The sequence below is a fragment of the Streptomyces pratensis genome (genome assembly GCF_016804005.1).
Lineage (GTDB): Bacteria > Actinomycetota > Actinomycetes > Streptomycetales > Streptomycetaceae > Streptomyces > Streptomyces pratensis_A.
In genome coordinates this window covers 3,479,670-3,499,892 of sequence record NZ_CP051486.1, presented here as the reverse complement: position 1 = coordinate 3,499,892, position 20,223 = coordinate 3,479,670, and the positions used below count along the sequence as shown (strand labels likewise).

The 20,223-nt window shown below is 71.1% G+C and carries 1 protein-coding gene and 2 pseudogenes; all 3 read right to left on the bottom strand.

Annotated elements, in window-relative coordinates:
• Positions 1-44: 44 nt before the first annotated feature.
• Complete coding sequence (locus tag HED23_RS14595) at positions 45-9,479, bottom strand: type I polyketide synthase (RefSeq protein ID WP_420803076.1); 9,435 nt, start codon at positions 9,477-9,479, stop codon at positions 45-47.
• Positions 9,480-9,530 (bottom strand): annotated as a pseudogene (locus HED23_RS36050) (polyketide synthase docking domain-containing protein); the annotation flags it as partial. It abuts the gene before it with no gap.
• Between the two features lie 117 nt (positions 9,531-9,647).
• Positions 9,648-19,730, bottom strand: a pseudogene (locus HED23_RS14590) (type I polyketide synthase); the annotation flags it as partial.
• Positions 19,731-20,223 lie beyond the last annotated feature (493 nt).

Genomic DNA, 20,223 nt, shown 5'->3' with positions numbered 1-20,223 from the left:
ACATCGCTCCCGTGAGTCGTACAGGAAAATTCATGCTTGCCACGTCAAGAGATCCCGAGGTCGTTGTCGATCAGGTCGAACAACTCCTCGTTCGTCGCGGACTCGTAGCGCTCCGCGCTGCTGTCCCGGCCGGCCTGCCCGTTCGCCTCGTTGAGCTTGGACAACAGGGATTCCAGGCGCAGGACCACTCGCATCCGGCCGAGGTCGTCGTGCGCGCGGACGGCCAGGACCTGTTCCAGACGGTCGAGTTCCTCGCCGGCAGGCAGGTCGCCTTCCGCGTCCTGCAGGATTTCCGCCTGCAGATGGCTCGCGAGCGCGGTCGGGGTCGGGTGGTCGAAGACGGATGTCGCCGGAAGGCGAAGCCCCGTCGCGGCGTTGAGCCGGTTGCGCAGTTCGACCGCGGTGAGCGAATCGAAGCCGAGTTCCCTGAAGGCCCGCCCCGCTTCGACGCTCTTGGGCGTCGCGTGTCCGAGCACTGTCGCCGCATGTCCGCGCACCAGGTCCAGCAGGAGCTGGGCCCGGTCGGCCTCGGACAGCACGATCAGCTCCGCCCTCAGGGCCGGGGCGGTCTCCCGCTCACCGGCCGATTCCGCCGCCGCGTTCCCGATGGCTGCCGCCACCTGCGGGATGCCGGCGATCAGGGGGCGGGGCCGCGCCATGGTGAAGATCGGCGCGAAGCGTTCCCAGTCGACGTCGGCGATCACGACGGTGGTGTCGTCCTGGTCGAGTGCCTGCCGGAGGGCGGCGATGCCCGACGCGGGCTGGATGAGACGTACGCCCTGCCGGTCGAGGAGGACCTTGGCCTCCTCGCTCACCATTCCGCCACCGGCCCACGGCCCCCAGGCCACGGACAGGGCGGGTACGCCCTCGGCACGCCGTTGTTCGGCGAGTGCGTCCGCGTAGGCGTTGGCCGCCGCGTAGGCCCCGTGGTCTCCGACACCCCAGACGGCCGAAACCGATGAGAAGTAGATGACCGCGTCGAGGTCGTCGCGATCGATCAGCTCGTCGAGGTACCGGGCTCCGGTGACCTTGGCGGCAGCGATGTCCGCGAACATGTCGTCGTCCGTCACCGCCAGCGGGGCCAGCTTGCCGACTCCTGCCGCGTGCACGACCGTACGCACCTTGTCCCCGGCCGCCGAGAGCCGCTCCAGCAGACCGGCCACGGCGGCCCGGTCGGTCACATCACACGCGGCGACGGTGACCCTGCTGCCCAGCTCCTCCAGCTCTGCCACCAGCTCGGTGACTCCTGAAGCCTTGTCACCGCTACGGCTCGTGAGGACGACGTGCTCGGCTCCGTCCGCAGCCAGCCAGCGCGCGACATGCCCGCCCAGGGCCCCGGTCCCACCCGTGACGAGTGCCGTGCCGGACGGCTTCCAGGATCGCGCCGGCGACGAACCGTCCGGAGTCGCGGGCAACACCCGTCGGGTGAACACCCCCGTGCCACGCACCGCCAGCTGGTCCTCGCCGTCCGTGCCAGCGAGGGCGGCCACCAGCCGCTTCAGCGCGCGGGCGTCCACCTCCTCCGGCAGGTCGACGAGGCCACCCCACACCTTGGGGTGTTCCAACGAGGCGACTCGCCCCAGGCCCCAGGTCTGTGCCTGAACCGGCCGGGCGAGGACGTCGGACCGCCGGACGGACACAGCGGTCCGGGTGGCGCACCAGAGCGGCGACTCCAGCTCCAGCCAGGTCATCGCCCGCAGAAGGGCCAGGACGCCGAACGAGCCGGACGGCAGCACGTTGTGTACAGGATGGGGGCGCTCGTCGAAGGACAGCAGCGACAGCACGCCGGACAGGCTTCCGTGGCCGTCGACGGTCTCCCGCAGCCGGTCGCCGATCGTGGTGACGTCGTGCGCACCGCCGTCCACCGGCAGCACCACGACGCTCGCCCCGTGGTCGCGCAGGGACGCCGCACAGTCCTCGACAAGAGACTCGTCGATGCCTCCCACGGGAACCGCGAGCACCCATACGCCGGTGAGCACCGGATCGGTCGCGTCGTCGACGGGGGCCCAGCTGACACGGTATCGCCAGGAACCGACTTCCAGGCTTTCGCTGCGGTTGCGGTGCCACTGGGACAGTGCGGGCAGCATGCTCGCGAGGGAAGGCGTACCGGTCTCGCCGACATCGAGCGTCCTGGCCAGGGTATCGATGTCACCACGTGCGACGACGTCCCAGAACTCGGCATCGATCGGGCTGCGCCCGTCGGCAGGTCCACCGGCCGGGACGAGCGGTGCGCTCGGCCAGTAGTGCTCGTGCTGGAAGGCGTAGGTCGGCAGGTCGACGCGGCGGGCGCCGGTGCCGGCGAAGTACGCCGCCCAGTCCACCGCCGTTCCCCGTACGTGGAGCTCGGCGAGCGCGGTCACGAGCGTCCGGGCCTCGTCGCGGTCCTTGCGAAGGACTGGGAAGAACGCGGAGTCCTCGACGCAGTCCTGGCCCATCGCGGACAGCACACCGTCCGGACCCAGCTCCAGGAACACGGTCACACCCTGCTCCTGGAGCGCACGCATCCCGTCCACGAAACGAACCGCCTGACGGACATGACGCACCCAGTACTCGGAAGTGCAGATCTCGTCCGCCGACACCACCTGACCGGTGACGTTCGAGACGATCCCGATCTCAGGCCGGTGGAAGGTCAGGGATTCCGCGACTGTCCGGAAGTCGTCCAGCATCGCGTCCATGCGAGGCGAGTGGAACGCGTGACTCACCCGAAGCCGCTTGGTCTTACGACCCTTCGCCTCGAAATGAGCAGCGATCGCGAGAACGGCGTCCTCATCACCGGAAACCACGGTCGCGGAAGGCCCGTTGAGCGCTGCGATGGACACGCCGTCCGTCAGCACCGGCAGGACTTCCGCCTCCGTCGCCTGGAGCGAGACCATCGCCCCACCCGCCGGCAACGCCTGCATCAGACGACCACGCGCCGCCACCAGCTTCGCCGCATCCTCAAGCGACAACACCCCGGCGACATGTGCAGCCGACAGCTCACCGATCGAATGACCCAGCAGGTAATCCGGCTTCACACCCCACGCAGAGACCAGCCGGAACAACGCAACTTCGAGAGCGAACAGCCCCGCCTGCGTGAACTGCGTCTGACCCAGCAGCTCACCACCACCGAACACCACACCCCGGACCGGACGGTCCAGATGCCGGTCCAGCTCCGCACACACCGCATCAAACGCATCCGCGAACACCGGGTAAGACTCGTACAGCTCACGGCCCATACCCGACCGCTGCGCACCCTGACCCGAGAACAACACACCGGTCCGACCAGGAGCCGCTGCTCCCCGGACCGTCCGGTCACCGACGACCACCGCTCGGTGTTCCAGCACCGCACGCGTCGTCGCCAACGAGAACCCGACATCCACCGGATTCCGGTCCCCGGCGGACCCCGAGACCCGCTCCAGCTGCGCGTCGAGCGCCTCGGCCGTCTTCGCCGAGACCACCCACGGCACCACCGGCACCGAGACATCCACCGAGGATTCCGCGGGCTCGGCCTCCGGGGCCTGCTCCAGGATCACGTGCGCATTCGTGCCGCTGACACCGAAGGACGACACGGCGGCCCGCCGTGGCTCACCCGTCTCAGGCCAGTCGGTCCGGTCCCGCAGGAGCTCGACCGCTCCTGCGGACCAGTCGACGTGTGTGGACGGTTCGTCGACGTGCAGCGTCCGGGGCAGCACTCCGTGCCGCATCGCCATCACCATCTTGATCACACCGGCCACACCCGCGGAAGCCTGTGTGTGACCGATGTTCGACTTGATCGACCCCAGCAGCAGCGGCCTGTCCTCCGGCCGACCCTGCCCATAGGTCGCCAGCAGCGCCTGCGCCTCGATCGGGTCACCCAGCGTCGTACCCGTACCGTGTCCGTCGACCGCGTCCACCTGCGACGGTTCCAGACCTGCCGAAGCGAGTGCCTGGAGGATGACGCGCTGCTGGGCCGGGCCGTTCGGTGCCGTCAGGCCGTTGGACGCACCGTCCTGGTTGACGGCGGAACCACGGAGGACGGCCAGCACCTGGTGTCCGTTCCGCCGCGCGTCAGACAGCCGCTCCAGGAGCAGCATTCCTACGCCCTCGCCCCAGCCCGTCCCGTCCGCCGCGTCGGCGAACGACTTGCAGCGGCCGTCCGAGGCCAGCGCTCCCTGCCTGCTGAACTCCACGAACGCCGCCGGTGTCGACATGACCGTCACCCCACCGGCCAGGGCCAGCGAGCACTCCCCCGCCCGCAGCGCCTGGACCGCCAGGTGCAGCGCTACGAGCGAGGACGAGCATGCGGTGTCGACGGTCACCGCCGGCCCTTCCAGGCCGAAGGTGTACGAGAGCCGGCCCGAGACGACACTCGCGGCGTTGCTGGTGGCCAGCGAGGCCGTTCCGGCGTCGGGGGAGCCGAGCAGAACCGTGGCGTAGTCCTGGCCGTTGGTCCCCGTGAACACGCTGGTGCGGGTGCCCCGCACCGTGGCCGGGCTGATACCGGCCCGCTCGAAGGTCTCCCACGAGGTTTCGAGCAGCAGCCGTTGCTGGGGGTCCATCCCCAGCGCCTCACGGGGCGAGATCCCGAAGAAGCCGGCGTCGAAGTTGCCCGCGTCGTGGACGAAGCCGCCTTCGTCCCAGTAAGTGGTACCGGGGCGGCCCCGGTCCTGGCTGTACAGCCGGCCGAGATCCCAGCCCCGGTCCGCCGGGAACTCCGCGATGGCGTCGCGGCCGGCGGCGACCAGGTCCCACAGGTCCTCCGGGGACCGGACGCCGCCGGGGTAGCGGCAGCTCATGCCGACGATCGCAATCGGGTCGTCGTCGGTGCGGAGAACGGCGGAATCAGATCCGACGGTCTCGGCATCCTGGCCGCCGAGCAGTGGCGCCAGCAGGCCCGTGGCGATGTGGTCGGGCGTCGGGTGGTCGAAGACGAGGGTTGCGGGCAGATCCAGCCCGGTCGCCTTGTCGAGTCGGTTACGCAGCTCGACAGCGGTCAGGGAATCGAAACCAAGATCGCGGAAGGCCCTGTCGGCGGGGACGGCCTCGGCCGACGGGTGGCCGAGTACGGCTGCGGCCTCGGCCCTCACGAGGTCGAGCAGTTCACGGATGCTCTCGGTCGCGGAGAGTCCGGCCAGCCGGGCGCGGAGCACCTCGGAGGCCCCTGTCCGGAGGTCGCCTTCCTCGGACGCGTTGTCCCGCAGAGCTTCGGCCACTTCCGGGATGTCACCGATCAGCGGCCTGGGGCGCGCCAGCGTGAACGCGGGCGCGAACAGGGACCAGTCGATGTCCGCGACGGTCAGGCACGTCTCTCCCGCCTCGACGGCGCGTACGAGCGCTCCGACGGCCAGTCGCGGGTCCATGCCCGAGAGCCCGCGGCGGGCGAGCATGTCCTGGGCTGCGCTGTCGGCCATGCCGCCACCGGACCAGCCGCCCCAGGAGACCGATGTGGCGGGGAGCCCTCGGCTGCGGCGGTGCTCCGCCAGGCCGTCCAGGTAGGCGTTGCCCGCCGCATAGGCGCCCTGTCCGGCGGCGCCCCATACTCCGGCGCCCGAGGCGAACAGGATGAACGCGTCGAGGGTCCCGCCCGATTCCGTCCCGAAGAGGCTGTCGAGGTTCGCGGCGCCGGCCACCTTGGCGGCGAGGGCTTCCGCGACGTCCGTGGGATCGGATTCGGCGAGCCCGGCCATCACGGTCGTTCCTGCGGCGTGGACGACCGTCCCGATTGGCCGGCCGTCGGCTTCCTGGACCTGGTCCACGAGCGCGGCGAGTGCGTCACGGTCGCTGACGTCACAGGATGCGATCGTCACACGGGCGCCCAGCGAGACGAGTTCGTCGTGCAGCGCGAGAGCGCCCTCGGCGGCGGGTCCTCGGCGACCGGTGAGTACTAGGTGCTCGACGCCTCGGCGGGCCAGGTCCCGGGCGACGTGCGCTCCCAGCGCCCCCGTCCCGCCGGTGACGAGAGCGGTGCCACGCGGGCTCCACGGCGTGGAGGCGGCGGGTGCCTGGGCACGGACGAGCCGGCGTCCGAAGACTCCGCCCTGCCGCAGGGCGACCTGGTCCTCTCCGACGGGCCCGGCCAGCACGGCGCGCATTCGCGCCCACGGCCGGGAGTCGAGGGTGTCCGGGTCCGCCGGGAGGTCGATGAGGCCACCCCAGCGCTCGGCGCGCTCCAGACCGAGCACCCGGCCCAGGCCCCAGGTCAGTGACTGAACGGCACCCGCGGGGGCCTCGGACCGCCCGATGGACACCGCACCGCGCGTCACGCACCACAGCGGTATGTCCTCCTCCAGGTCCATGAGGGCCTGGATCAGCGCCAGCAGGGCACAGAGCCCGCCGGGCAGCACAGGGTTGCGGAGGTCCGCCTCCTCGTCCAGCGCGAGCAGCGATACGACACCGGTGAGCGGACCGTTCTCGGCGAGGGCGTCGTTCAGTGCGCCTGCGACCGTCGCCCGGTCGTTCCCGTCCGTGCTGACGAGGAGCCGTACGACGTCGGCGCCGCCTGCTGCCAGCTCGCGCTCGACAGCGGTCACCGCCTCGTCCCCGGCCAGGTCCACGGGGGCCGCGAGCAGCCAGGTGCCGGACGGACCGGCGGTGGAGGCGACCGTCAGCGGCTTCCAGGTGACGCGGTAGCGCCAGGAGTCGACCGTCGACTCGTCACGGTGGCGCCGCCGCCACGACGTCAGGACGGGAACCAGGTCGGTGAGCGAGGACAGCATGTCGTCCTCGACGCCGAGTGCCTCGGCCAGGGCCTGCGGGTCGCCGCCGTCGACGGCCTCCCAGAAGCGGGCCTGAGCCGGGTCCTGCGGCGCCAGCGGGTCGGGGCCGCCCAGCGGGTGTTGCTGGGGCTGTGGCCAGAACTCCTGGTGCTGGAAGACGTACGTCGGAAGGTCGACCCGGTGCGGGGTGGTGCCCTCGAAGCAGGAGGCCCAGTCGACGTGGGAACCGCGTACGTGCAGTTCCGCCAGTGCCTGAAGCAGTGACTGCGGCTCGTTCCGGTTCCGGCGCAGGGCGGGCACGTAGGCGTGTCCCTCGCCGTTCAGGTTCTGCCGCGCGATGCCGGACAGTATGCCGCCGGGGCCGATCTCGAGGAACGTGGCGACGCCCTGTCCCTGAAGGCTCAGCATCCCCTCGTGGAAGCGGACGGCGTGGCGGAGATGACGCGTCCAGTACTCCGGGTCGCCCAGCTCACCGGGCTCGGCGAGCCGGCCGGTGACGGTGGAGACGATGGGGATCCCGGCCGGATGGAAGGTCAGCCCCGCGGCGACCGCGCGGTACTCGTCGAGCACCTCTTCCGTGTGCGGGGAGTGGAACGCGTGGCTGACCCGCAGCCGCTTGGTCCTGCGTCCTTCCGCCTCGAAGTGGGCGGCGATCGCGAGTGCGGCGTCCTCGTCACCCGAAACCACCGTCGACGAGTGTCCGTTGAGCGCGGCGACGGACACACCGTCGGTCAGCAGTGGGAGGACCTCGTCCTCGCTCGCCTCGACGGCCACCATGGCACCGTCTGCCCGCATGGCCTGCGTCAGACGGCCCCGGGCGGCGACCAGTGTCGACGCGTCCTTGAGTGAGAGCACGCCCGCCACGTGGGCGGCGGCCACTTCACCGAAGGAGTGCCCCATCAGGAAGTCGGGAGTGACGCCCCATGACGAGACCAGCCGGAAGAGCGCGACCTCGACGGCGAAGACTCCGGGCTGTGTGTAGCGGGTCTGGTCCAGCAGGTCGCCCTCGCCGAACACGACATCGCGGAGCGGCAGGCCGAGGTGGGTGTCCATCTCCGCGCACACGGCGTCGAAGGCGTCCCTGAACGCCGGGTACGCCTCGTACAGCTCGCGTCCCATGCCCGGCCACTGCGATCCCTGGCCCGGGAAGAGGACCGCCAGCCGGCCGTCCACCGTCGAGCCCCGCACCACACCGGCGGACGGCCGTCCGGCGGTCAGCGCGTGCAGGCCGTCGAGCAGTCCGTCGCGGCCGTCGGCGAGCACCACGGCGCGCTGGGCCAGGGCCGCCCGGCCGGTGGCCAGGGAGAAGCCGACGTCCAGCGCCCCGGACGCGTGTGCGCCCGCCGCCTCCACGTGGTCGGCCAGAGCGCTCGCCTGCGCCTCGAGTGCACCGGGGCCGACCGCGGCGGAGAGCAGCCAGGGCACGACCGGAGGTTCGTGTGCCGGTGTGTCTCCGCTCTCGGCGGTCACCACGGGCGGTTCCTCGATGATGATGTGCGCGTTGGTGCCGCTCACACCGAACGAGGACACTCCCACCCGGCGCGGTTCGCCCGTCTCGGGCCATTCCCGCTGCTCGGTCAGCAGCTGGACGTCCCCGGACTCCCAGTCCACCTGAGGCGTCGGCTCGTCCACGTGCAACGTCTGAGGCAGCACACCGTGCCGCATCGCCATCACCATCTTGATGATCCCGGCAACACCGGCCGCCGCTTGTGTGTGACCGATGTTCGACTTCAGCGAACCCAGCCACAGCGGCCGTCCGTCCGGCCGGTCCTGCCCGTACGTCGCCAGGAGCGCCTGCGCCTCGATCGGGTCACCCAGCGTCGTGCCCGTACCGTGTGCCTCGACGGCGTCGATCCGCTCCGGTGCCAGCCGTGCGTTGGCCAGCGCCTGTCGGATGACGCGCTGCTGCGACGGGCCGTTGGGGGCCGTCATGCCGCTGCTGGCGCCGTCCTGGTTCACGGCGGAGCCGCGGACGACGGCCAGTACGTCGTGTCCCAGCCGGAGCGCGTCGGACAGGCGCTCCACCACGAGGACTCCGGCGCCCTCGGCCCAGCCGGTGCCGTCCGCGCTCGCTGCGAAGGACTTGCAGCGGCCGTCGAAGGAGAGACCGCGCTGGCGTGAGAAGTCCACGAACGTGCCGGGGGTCGCCATGACGCTCACCCCACCGGCCAGGGCCATGGTGCACTCGCCCGACCGCAGCGCCTGCACCGCGAGGTGCAGGGCTACCAGGGAGGAGGAGCACGCCGTGTCGACGGTGACCGCGGGCCCTTCCAGGCCGAGTGTGTACGACACCCGGCCGGACAGGACACTGCCCGAGTTGCCCGTGCCCAGGTATCCCTCCACACCGTCGGGCAGGGTGTGCAGCGTGCTGATGTAGTCGTGGTACATCAGACCGGCGAACACGCCCGTCCTGCTGCCCTTCAGCGACGTGGGGGCGATCCCCGCGCGTTCGCACGCCTCCCACGTGACTTCGAGGAGCACGCGCTGCTGCGGGTCCATCGCCAGCGCCTCGCGGGGCGAGATGCCGAAGAAGCCGGGGTCGAACTCCCCCGCCTCGTGCAGGAATCCGCCCTGGCGGACATAGGAGGTACCCGAACGGTTCGGGTCGGTGTCGAACACTCCCTCGATGTCCCAGCCCCGGTTGGTGGGGAACGGTGATATGCCGTCCCCGCCCGAGGCGACGAGGTCCCACAGCTTCTCGGGGCTCGTCACCCCGCCCGGGTAACGGCAGCCCATGCCCACGATCGCGATGGGCTCCCGCTCCCGGTCCTCCATGTCCCGCAGCCGACGGCGAGTCTCGCGCAGGTCCGCCGTGGCCCGCTTGAGGTAGTCGAGGAACTTCTCCTCGTTCGCCATGGGGTGTCACTCCTTGCAGAGGTCGATCAGGAAGGTGCGGGGCGGGTCGGACTTCGATCAGGAACGTGCGGGGCCGGCCTGGATTCAGTCAGGAAGGTGCGGGCCGGGCCGGGTCTGTCAGGAGGATTCGAGCTCGTCGTCGAGGAGGTCGAAGAGCTCGTCGGCCGTGGCCTCCTCGAGGCTCCGGCCCGTGTCGGGCCCCTCGGAGGCGTCGTCGTGCCAGCCGGCCATCAGTCCGCGCAGCCGTTCGGTCACCCTGACCCGGTCGGCGTCGTCGGACGGAACGCCCGCGAGCGTGGCTTCCAGCCGGTCCAGCTCGGCGAGGAGCGAGAGGGCCGACACCGCGCCGTCGCCGACGAGTTCGTCCCGCAGGTACAGGGCGAGCGACTCGGGGGACGGGTGGTCGAAGACGAGCGTCGACGGCAGCCGCAGCCCGGTGGTGGTGTTGAGCCGGTTGCGCAGCTCCACAGCCGTGAGCGAGTCGAAGCCGATCTCGAGGAAGCCCCGGGTGACGACGATGGCCGCGGCGGAACTGTGGCCCAGTACGTCGGCCATCGCGGTGCGCAGCATGTCGAGCAGGATGCCGGTGCGTTCCGCTCCTCCCGCCGCGCTGAGGCGCTCCTTGAGCGCGGTGGCGGATTCGGCCGTCCGGCCGCTCTTCTCCGCCGTCGGCCTGGCGGGCAGGCGGATCAGACCGCGCAGCAGCGGAGGCATCGCGTCGGCTCGGATCTGCGCGGTGTCGCTGCTCAGCCTGGCCGGCATGAGGGTCGGCCGGCCGGTCGTGCGGGCGAGGTCGAACAGGGCGATGCCCTGTTCCTGCGACAGTGGTACGAGTCCTGACCGGGCCATGCGGGCGATGTCGGCGGCGTCCATCCGGCCGGCCATGCCGCTCTCGGCCCACGGCCCCCAGGCCAGGGCCGTCGCCGGCAGGCCGCGCGCGTGCCGGTGCTGGGCGAGGCCGTCCAGGAAGGCGTTCGCAGCGGCGTAGTTGGCCTGTCCAGGGCCGCCGAAGGTACCGGCGGCGGAGGAGAAGAGGATGAATTCCGCGAGGTCCGACGCCTCGGTCAACTCGTGCAGGTTCCAGGCGGCGTCCACCTTGGGCCGCAGTACGGCCGCGAGCCGCTGCGGGGTCAGGGACGCCACGACCCCGTCGTCCACCACTCCGGCGGCATGGACGACCGAGGTCAGGGGGTGCGCTGCGGGGATGCCGCCGAGGACGCCCGCCAGGGCCTCCCGGTCGGCGGTGTCGCAGGCCGCGAAGGTGACGTTCACGCCCGCTTCCGTGAGCTCCGCGGCCAGTTCCCCGGCGCCCGGCGCGGCCGCGCCACGGCGGCCGACCAGCAGCATGTGCCGCGCACCGCGCTCGGCGAGACGGCGCGCCACGAGGCCGCCCAGCACTCCGCCGGCTCCGGTGACCAGGACCGTTCCGTCCGGGTCGACGTCGCCGGTTCCGGTGGGCTCGGTGGCCTCCACCCTGTTCAGACCTGGAGTGTGGACCTGCCCGTTCCTCAGGGCCAGTTGGGGCTCACCGGTGGCCACGGCGGTGGCGAGGTTGCGGGCCGACAGGGCGGTGTCGTCGAGGTCGGCCAGGACGAACCTGCCGGGTGCCTCCGACTGTACGGAGCGCAGCATGCCCCAGACCGCGGTCTGTGCGAGATCCGTTACGTCCTCGCCGTCGAGGGAGACCGCTCCACGTGTCGCGACGACCATCAGGACGTCGGTGAACCGCTCGTCACCCAGCCAGTTCCGGACGGTGGCCAGGACCTCCGCCGTACGGTCGTGGGTGCGCTGCACGGTCGGTTCGGCCGCCGTCCGCGGCGCGAGGGACAACAGCACGGCCGGCGGCAGGGGCGCGGCTGCGAGGTCGTCCGTCCCAGGGAAGACGTCGATGCCGACCCCCGCCTCGGCGAGCCCGAGGTGGTCCGCCCCGAGCACCGCCCAACGGGCGTCCGGGAGCTCCAGGGAGAGGGGCGCGGCCGTCCAGCCGAGGTGGAACAGCGAGTCGTGGTGCGTGGCCCGCCGTGCCCCGTCGAGCTGTGCGGTCGTGACGGTGCGCAGGACCAGGGACTCGATCGTGGCGACCGGTTCGCCGGACGGTCCGGCGAGGGTCAGCGAGACGCCGTCGGTGTCCTTGGGGGTGATCCGCACGCGCAGGGCATCGGCGCCGGCCGCGTACAGCGTCACGTCGTTCCAGGCGAACGGGAGGCGGTTGCGGCCCACGCTGTCGTCGTCGGTGGAGTCGTGCGAGGTGCTGAGCCCCATGGCGTGCAGGGCCGAGTCGAGGAGGGCCGGGTGCAGGCCGAACCGGCCGGCCCCGGGCTCCGTCGCCTCGGGCAGTGCCACCTCGGCGAAGACCTCTTCGCCGTGCCGCCACGCGGAGCGCAGGCCTTGGAAGACCGGGCCGTAGGCGTACCCGATCGAAGTGAGGTGGTCGTAGAGACCGTCGACCGGTACGGCGACGGCGCCTTCGGGGGGCCAGACGGCGAGGTCGGCCGGCAGGTCGCGGTTCTCGGCAGCCGACAGGGAGCCGCTGGCGTGGCGCGTCCACGCGGCTTCGGGGCCGCCGAGTCCACGCGAGTGGATCTCCAGCGTCCGGCGGCCGGACGCGTCGGCCGGTCCCACCCACAGCTGGAGGGCGACGGCTCCCTCGTCGGGCAGGACGAGCGGGGCCTCGATGACGAGTTCGTCGACGTGGCCGCAGCCGACTTCGTCGCCGGCCTTGACTGCCAGCTCGACGAAAGCGGTGCCCGGCACCAGCACGGTGCCCAGGACGGTGTGGTCGGCGAGCCAGGGTTGGCTGTCCAGCGCGAGACGGCCGGTGAACAGGTAGGCGTCGCTGTGACCGATCTGTACCGCCGCACCCAGCAGGGGGTGGTCGGCGGGGTCGAGGCCTGCCGATCGTACGTCCCCTGCCGCGCCGTCGCCGCGGAGCCAGTAGTTGCGGTGCTGGAAGGCGTAGGTGGGCAGAGCGATGTTCCGGGCGTCGCTGCCTGCGAAGTACCGCGGCCAGTCGACGGACGCGCCGCGCACGTGGAGTGCGGCGAGGGCGTTCAGCAGGGTCCGGGGTTCGGGGCGGTCGGCACGCAGCGCCGGTACGAAGACCGCGTCCCCGTCGGTGGCGCAGTCCTGGGCCATCGCGGAGAGCACACCGTCGGGGCCCAGCTCCAGGTAGGCCGTCACCCCCTGTTCCTGGAGGGTGCGTACGCCGTCCAGGAAGCGGACCGTCCCCCTCACGTGGCGCACCCAGTACTCGGGGTCCGTGATCTCTTCGGCGCTCAGCACGGTCCCGGTCACGTCGGAGACGACCGCGAGGGTGGGTTCGTGGAACGTGAGGCCTTCGGCGACCGTACGGAACTCCTCGAGCACGGCGTCCATGTGCGGGGAGTGGAAGGCGTGGCTGACGCGCAGGCGCTTCGTCTTGCGGCCCTGGGCCTCGAAGTGCTCGGCGATTTCCAGTACTCCGGCTTCGTCGCCCGAGACGACCGTCGACCGGGGCCCGTTGAGCGCGGCGATCGCGACACCGTCGGTGAGCAGCGGCAGGACCTCGTCCTCCGCCGCTTGGAGCGAGACCATCGCGCCCCCTGTGGGCAGCGCGTCCATGAGCCGGCCCCGTGCCGCGACGAGCGTCGCCGCGTCCTCCAGCGAGAGCACTCCCGCCACGTGGGCGGCGGACAGCTCGCCGATCGAGTGTCCGAGCAGGTAGTCGGGTTCGACGCCCCACGAGGACATGAGCCGGTAGAGCGCCACTTCGAGCGCGAACAGTCCTGACTGGGTGTACAGCGTCCGGTCCAGCAGTTCACCGCCGTCGAACACCACATCGCGGACGGGCAGGTCGAGATGGCGGTCCAGCTGCGCGCAGACCGCGTCGAAGGCATCCGCGAACGTGGGGTACGTGTCGTACAGTGCGCGTCCCATTCCGGACCGCTGCGACCCCTGGCCGGAGAACAGCACCGCTGTCCTGCCGCGCGTCTCCGTCCCCCGTACGAGTCCGGGGGCGGTGCCGGTGGCGGCGAGGGCGGTGAGTCCGTCGAGGAAGGCCTCCCTGTCGTCGGCGACGATCACCGCACGCCGTTCGTGCACGGAACGGGCGGTCGCCAGCGTGTGCGCGACGTCCAGGAGGTCGAGGTCCGGGTCGGCGATTATCGCGTCGCGCAGCTGTGCCGCCTGGGCACTCAGTGCAGCCTCGTCGCGTGCGGACACGGTCCAAGGCAGCGGTCCGTCGACGACGGGCGTGCGGGGTGCGGCGGCCGGCTCCGGTGCCTGCTCCAGGATGACGTGCGCGTTCGTACCGCTGACGCCGAACGACGAGACGCCGCACCTTCGGGGGTGCCCGGTCTCCGGCCAGTCCCGCCGCTCTGTCAGCAGTTCCACGGCACCGGAGGACCAGTCGACGTGGGTGGACGGCTCGTCGACGTGCAACGTCTGCGGCAGCACCCCGTGGCGCAGGGCCATCACCATCTTGATGATCCCGGCGACTCCGGCGGCGGCCTGGGTGTGGCCGATGTTGGACTTCAGGGAGCCGAGCAGCAGGGGCCGGTCCGCCGGGCGGTCCTGTCCGTACGTCGACAGCACGGCCTGCGCCTCTATGGGGTCGCCGAGTGTCGTGCCCGTGCCGTGAGCCTCCACGGCGTCGATCCGGTCGGCTGTCAGACCGGCGTTGGCGAGTGCCTGCCGGATGACGCGTCGTTGCGCGGGGCCGTTGGGGGCGCTGAGGCCGTTGCTCGCACCGTCCTGGTTGATGGCACTGCCCCTGACGACTGCCAGGATCCGGTGGCCGTTGCGTTCGGCGTCGGACCGACGCTCCAGCAGCAGGATGCCGACGCCTTCGCCCCAGCCCGTGCCGTCCGCCGCCTCGGCGAACGCCTTGCAGCGGCCGCTGGAGGACAGTCCGCCCTGCCTGCTGAACTCGGCGAACACGGCCGGGGTGGCCATCACTGCGGCGCCGCCCACCAGGGCCATCGAACATTCGCCCTGGCCGAGGGACTGCGCGGCGAGGTGCAGGGCCACCATGGAGGACGAACACGCGGTGTCGATGGTGACGGCGGGGCCCTCCAGCCCGAGCGAGTACGCGATCCGGCCGGAGAGGACCGCGGTGGCGGTCCCCGTCAGCAGATAGCCCTCGACGCCCTCCGGCGGCTGGTGGACGTCGCTGGCGTATCCCTGCGAGGAGGCGCCGACGAAGACACCGGTGCGGGTTCCCCGCGCGGACGCCGGTGCGATACCGGCGCGTTCGAACGCTTCCCACGACGTCTCCAGCAGCAGCCGCTGCTGCGGGTCCATGGCCAGTGCCTCACGCGGCGATATGCCGAAGAAGTCGGCGTCGAACCCGCCGGCCCCGTGGAGGAAACCACCGGCGGGCGTGAACGCCGGAGCGCTTCCGTCGTCGGCACCACGCCCCCAGCCCCGGTCGACGGGGAAGCCCGAGATCGCGTCGGTACCGGTGACCGCGAGGTCCCAGAGCTGTTCCGGCGTCCGGACGTCCCCGGGGAAGCGGCAGCCCATACCGACGATCACGATGGGGTCGTCGTCGAGGACGGTGACGGCAGGGGTGCCGGTGACCGACTCGTCGCCCTGGCCGGAGGACTCGGCGAGGAGGTGCCCGGCCAGTGAGCCCGCAGTCGGGTAGTCGAAGACCACGGTGGTGGGCAGCCGCAGTCCGGTGGCACCGTTGAGCCGGTTGCGCACCTCCACGGCAGTCAGCGAGTCGAAGCCCAGCTCGCGGAACGCGCGGTTGGCGTCCACCGCCGCCGCGTCGGTGAAGCCGAGCACGGAAGCGGCCTCGCCCCGCACCAACTCCAGTACGAAGGAAGGGCGTTCGTTCTCCGGCAGCTCGGCGAGACGCTGCTGGAACGCGGAGAGATCGCCCATTCCCGCAGCCTCGGTCTCGGCCGCCTCCGCCAGCACACGGCGTACCTCCGGCAGGTTCTCCAGGAGCGGGCTGGGCCGGGTCACGGTGAACGTGGGCGCGAACCGCTCCCACCGCACGTCCGCCACGGTCAGCATCGTCTCGCCGGAGCCCACCGCTTCCTGCATCGCGTCGATGGCCAGCTGCGGGTCCATCGCCGGCAGACCTCGCCTGTTCAGGATCTCCTCCGCCGATCCCCTGGCCATACCGCCGCCGCCCCAGGCACCCCACGACATCGCGGTGGCCGCCAGCCCGGCGGCCTTCCGCTGCTGGGCGAGGGCGTCGAGGTAGGCGTTGGCCGCGCCGTAAGCGCCCTGGCCACCACTGCCCCAGACGCCGGAGATCGAGGAGAACAGGATGAACGCGTCGAGCTGCTCGTCGCCGAAGACCTCGTGCAGGTGGGCCGCGCCGAGGACCTTCGCTTCGAGCACAGCGGCGTATTCGGCGGGGCTCGTCTCGGTGATGACGCTGAGCTGGCCGACACCCGCGGCGTGCACGACGGCCGTGACCCGGTCACCCGCGTCGCGCAGCGCACGCACCGTCGCGGCGAGCGCGTCACGGTCGGCGACGTCGCACGCGGCAAGTGTCACCCGGGCGCCCAGGGCCGTCAGTTCTTTCCTCAGGTCCTGCGCGCCGGGAGCGTCGGCACCTCGGCGGCTGGTGAGTACGACGTGCTCGGCGCCCTCACCGATGAGCCTGCGGGCGATGAACGAACCGAGGCCGCCGGTACCACCGGTGATCAGTACGGTGCCCTGCGGGGTCCACTTCTTCCCTGCCGTGCCCGCAGCCGAACGGCCGCGTTGCAGTCGGCGGCCGAAGGCGCCCGACGCCCGTACCGCAACCTGGTCCTCGGCGTCGTCGCCGCCGGTCAGTACGCCACAGACGCGGGTCCAGGCGCGGTCGTCCAGGATTGCGGGCAGGTCGATGAGACCGCCCCACCGGTCGGGGTGCTCCAGCGCGACCACTCGGCCGAAGCCCCAGTGCATCGCCTGGCCTGTGTGGACCGTGCCGTCGGAGCGGCCGACGGAGACCGCGCTTCGGGTGAGGCACCACAGGGGGGCGGACCTGCCCGCGTCACCGAGTGCCTTGACGAGTTCGACGTCGGCGGCGAGTCCCGCCGGGATCACCGGGTGTTCCGGGTCGGGCCCCGCGAGAATCGACAGCAGGGAGACGATCCCGGACGGATCGGGTACGCCGGCCAGCTGTGCGGCGAGCGACTCACGGTCCGCTCCTGCCGGGACGGTGAACACCGAGACATCGGCACCGTGGCGTGTCAGTCCGCCCACGGTCTCGTGCACGGTCTCGTTGCCGGCATCGGACTCAGGTACGACGAGCAGCCAGGTCCCGGACAGGGAAGCGGTCGGCAGGGCGGTCAGCGGCTGCCAGGTCACCCGGTAGCGCCAAGAATCCACGGTCGACTCGTCCCGTTGCCGGCGCCGCCAGGAGGACAGCGCCGGCAGCACCGTGCCCAGCGCTGAGTGCGAGGCGCCGTCCAGCTCCAGATCGGCCGCCAGAGCCTCCGCGTCGCCGCGTTCGACGACGTCCCAGAACCGGGCGTCCAGCGGATCGCCTTCGCCGGACGAGACGGAGGCCGTCTGCGCTTCGGGCCAGAACTTCTGATGCTGGAAGGGGTACGTCGGCAGGTCGACGTGCTGAGCTCCCGAGCCGGCGAACAGGGCCTTCCAGTCGAGGGCGACCCCGTGCACATGTGCTTCTGCGAGGGAGGTGGTGAAGCGGCGGGCTTCGTCCTCGTCACGGCGCAGCGTCCCGAGCGCCACCGCGTCGCTGTCGGCGGCCTCGAAGGTCTCCTCCAGGCCGACGGCCAGCACAGGGTGCGGGCTGACCTCGACGAACACACTGTGCCCTGCATCCAGCAGAACCCGGGTCGTGTCCTCCAGGAGAACCGTCCGGCGCAGATTGGTGTACCAGTACTCGGCATCCATACCCGCCGTGTCCAGAAGTTCCCCGGTCACCGTGGAGTACAACGGCACCTGCGAGGAACGCGGGGACAGATCCGCCAGCACCTCCAGCAGCCGGCCATGGATACGCTCCACATGCGCACTGTGCGACGCGTAATCCACATCGATGCGCTTGGCCCGCACACCGTCGGCCTTGCACTCCAGCAACAGCTCCTCAAGCGCGTCACCGTCACCGGAGACCACCACCGAGGACGGGCCGTTCACCGCCGCGACAGAGAGCCGCCCCTCCCAACGGGCAAGCCGCTCGCCCACCTGACCGGCCGGCTCCGCGACAGACATCATGCCGCCCAGGCCCGACAGCTCCAGGATCGCCCGGCTCCGCAACGCCACGACCCGCGCACCGTCCTCCAGAGACAGCCCACCAGCCACACACACCGCAGCGATCTCACCCTGCGAATGACCCATCACCGCCGCAGGCACCACACCAGCCGCCCGCCACACCTCCGCCAGCGACACCATCACCGCCCACAACACCGGCTGCACCACATCAACCCGGTCCAACCCAGGCGCACCCGGCTCCCCACGCAACACACCCAGCAACGACCAGTCGGTGAACGGCTCCAACGCCGCACCACACTCCGCCAACCGCGCCGCGAACACATCCGAGGACTCCAGCAGACCCGCAGCCATACCCACCCACTGCGAACCCTGACCAGGGAACACGAACACCGGACGCGTCACACCCGCCGCGACACCCCGCACCACACCTGACCCACGCCCGTCCGCCAACGCGTTCAGGCCTGCGGCCAACTCGTCACGCTCCGAGGCCACCACGGCGGCCCTGTGCGTGAACCTCGTACGCGCGGTGGCCAGCGACCACGCCATGTCCGGCAGGGCCACGTCGGGCTGACGACTGAGCAGACCGAGCAACCGCGCGGACTGCTCAGCCACCGCGTCGGACGACTTCCCGGACAGGACGAACGGCATGGCACCGCCCAGGGGCGGGGTGCCTTCGGAGGAAGTCCGGGGAGCCTCGTCGGCGGGTGCCTGCTCAACGATCACATGCGCGTTGGTACCGCTCATACCGAAGGACGAGACGCCCGCCCTACGGGGCTCTCCCCTGCCCGGCCACTCCATCTGCTCGGTCAGCAGCTCGACGGCGCCCGCCGACCAGTCGACCTGTGCGGAAGGAGTGTCGACGTGCAGGGTGCGCGGCAGCGTCCCGTGCCGCATCGCCATGACCATCTTGATCACACCGGCCACGCCGGCCGCGGCCTGCGAATGCCCGATGTTCGACTTCAGGGCTCCGAGGCGCAGGGGCCGAGCCGCGGAGCGGCCCTGGCCGTAGGTCGCCATGAGCGCCTCGGCCTCGATCGGGTCACCGAGCCGGGTACCGGTCCCGTGCGCCTCGACAGCGTCGATGTCCTCGGCAGACAGCCGGGCGTCCGCGAGGGCCTGGAGGATGACACGTTGCTGCGAGGGGCCGTTGGGCGCGGTCAGACCGTTGGACGCACCGTCCTGATTGACGGCGGTGCCCCGTACGACCGCCAGTACGTCGTGGCCGTTGCGGCGGGCGTCCGAGAGCCGTTCCAGCAGCAGAACGCCGACACCTTCGGACCATGCGGTGCCGTCGGCCGTGGACGCGAACGACTTGCAGCGGCCGTCGGCTGCGAGTCCGCCCTGGTCGCTGAAGCCGTAGAAGGCACTGGGGGTCGACATGACGGTCGCTCCCCCCGCCAGAGCCAGCGAGCACTCGCCGGCGCGGAGGGCCTGCACGGCGAGGTGCAGGGTCACGAGGGAGGTGGAACAAGCCGTGTCGACCGTGACGGCCGGCCCTTCCAGACCGAGCGTGTAGGCGATGCGTCCGGAGACGACGCTCGCCGAAGTGCCGGTCAGCACATAGCCGCCGGTTCCTTCCGGGGGCGGCTGGAGCAGCATCGAGTAGTCCTGGCCCGTCGTGCCCGCGAACACGCCGGTACGACTGCCACGGAGCGTTTCCAGGGGTATACCGGCCCGCTCCACGGCTTCCCAGGAGGTCTCCAGGAGCAGCCGCTGCTGCGGGTCCATCGCCAGCGCCTCGCGGGGCGAGATCCCGAAGAACGCCGGGTCGAACCCACCGACGTCGTCAAGGAACCCCCCTTCCATGGCGAACGAGGGCCCTGCGGAGTCCGTGGCCTCGCCGAGGCTTTCCCAGCCCCGGTCCAGAGGGAATGCGGATATGGCGTCGACGCCCGAGGTGGTCAGCTCCCACAGGTCCTCGGGGCTGCGCACACCGCCCGGGTACCGGCAGCTCATGCCGACGATCGCGACGGGCTCCGGGTCAGCAGCTTCGACCTCCTGAAGACGCTGACGGGCCTGGTGCAGATCCGCGGTGACCCACTTGAGGTATTCCCGCAGCGTCTCTTCGTTCGCCATTCAATCCCACCCTGAGCAGACAGCACCTAATAGCGATGGAGGACCAATAAAGGGGCAGAACGTCGGACGACGTTTCAGCTGTCAACGAATAGAGACGCCCCCGGGAATCGAATTTCCCGAGGCGACAAACCCCGCACCCATAGCCTTTGCGTGACGATCCATGAATATCGATACCGTCTGGCAATTCCGTCGACATTCCAGCAGATCAACTCGCAATGCGAAGTTATTCGACCCCCCTTGACCGCACAACCCCTACAGATCAGCAGGGGCCCCCTAACGGGGCTCCCCCCATCCCTGGACCCCTGCCGGGTACACCACGGCAGTCGACGCCCCGGCCCCTCGGCCTCGTACGAGCGGGGGCGGCCGGCCTCAGGCCGGCCGCCCCCGCCGAAACGCCCCGACGTATCCGTTCGAGGGAGGTATCCCCGTCCCGAACACACTTGCCCGGCCTGCT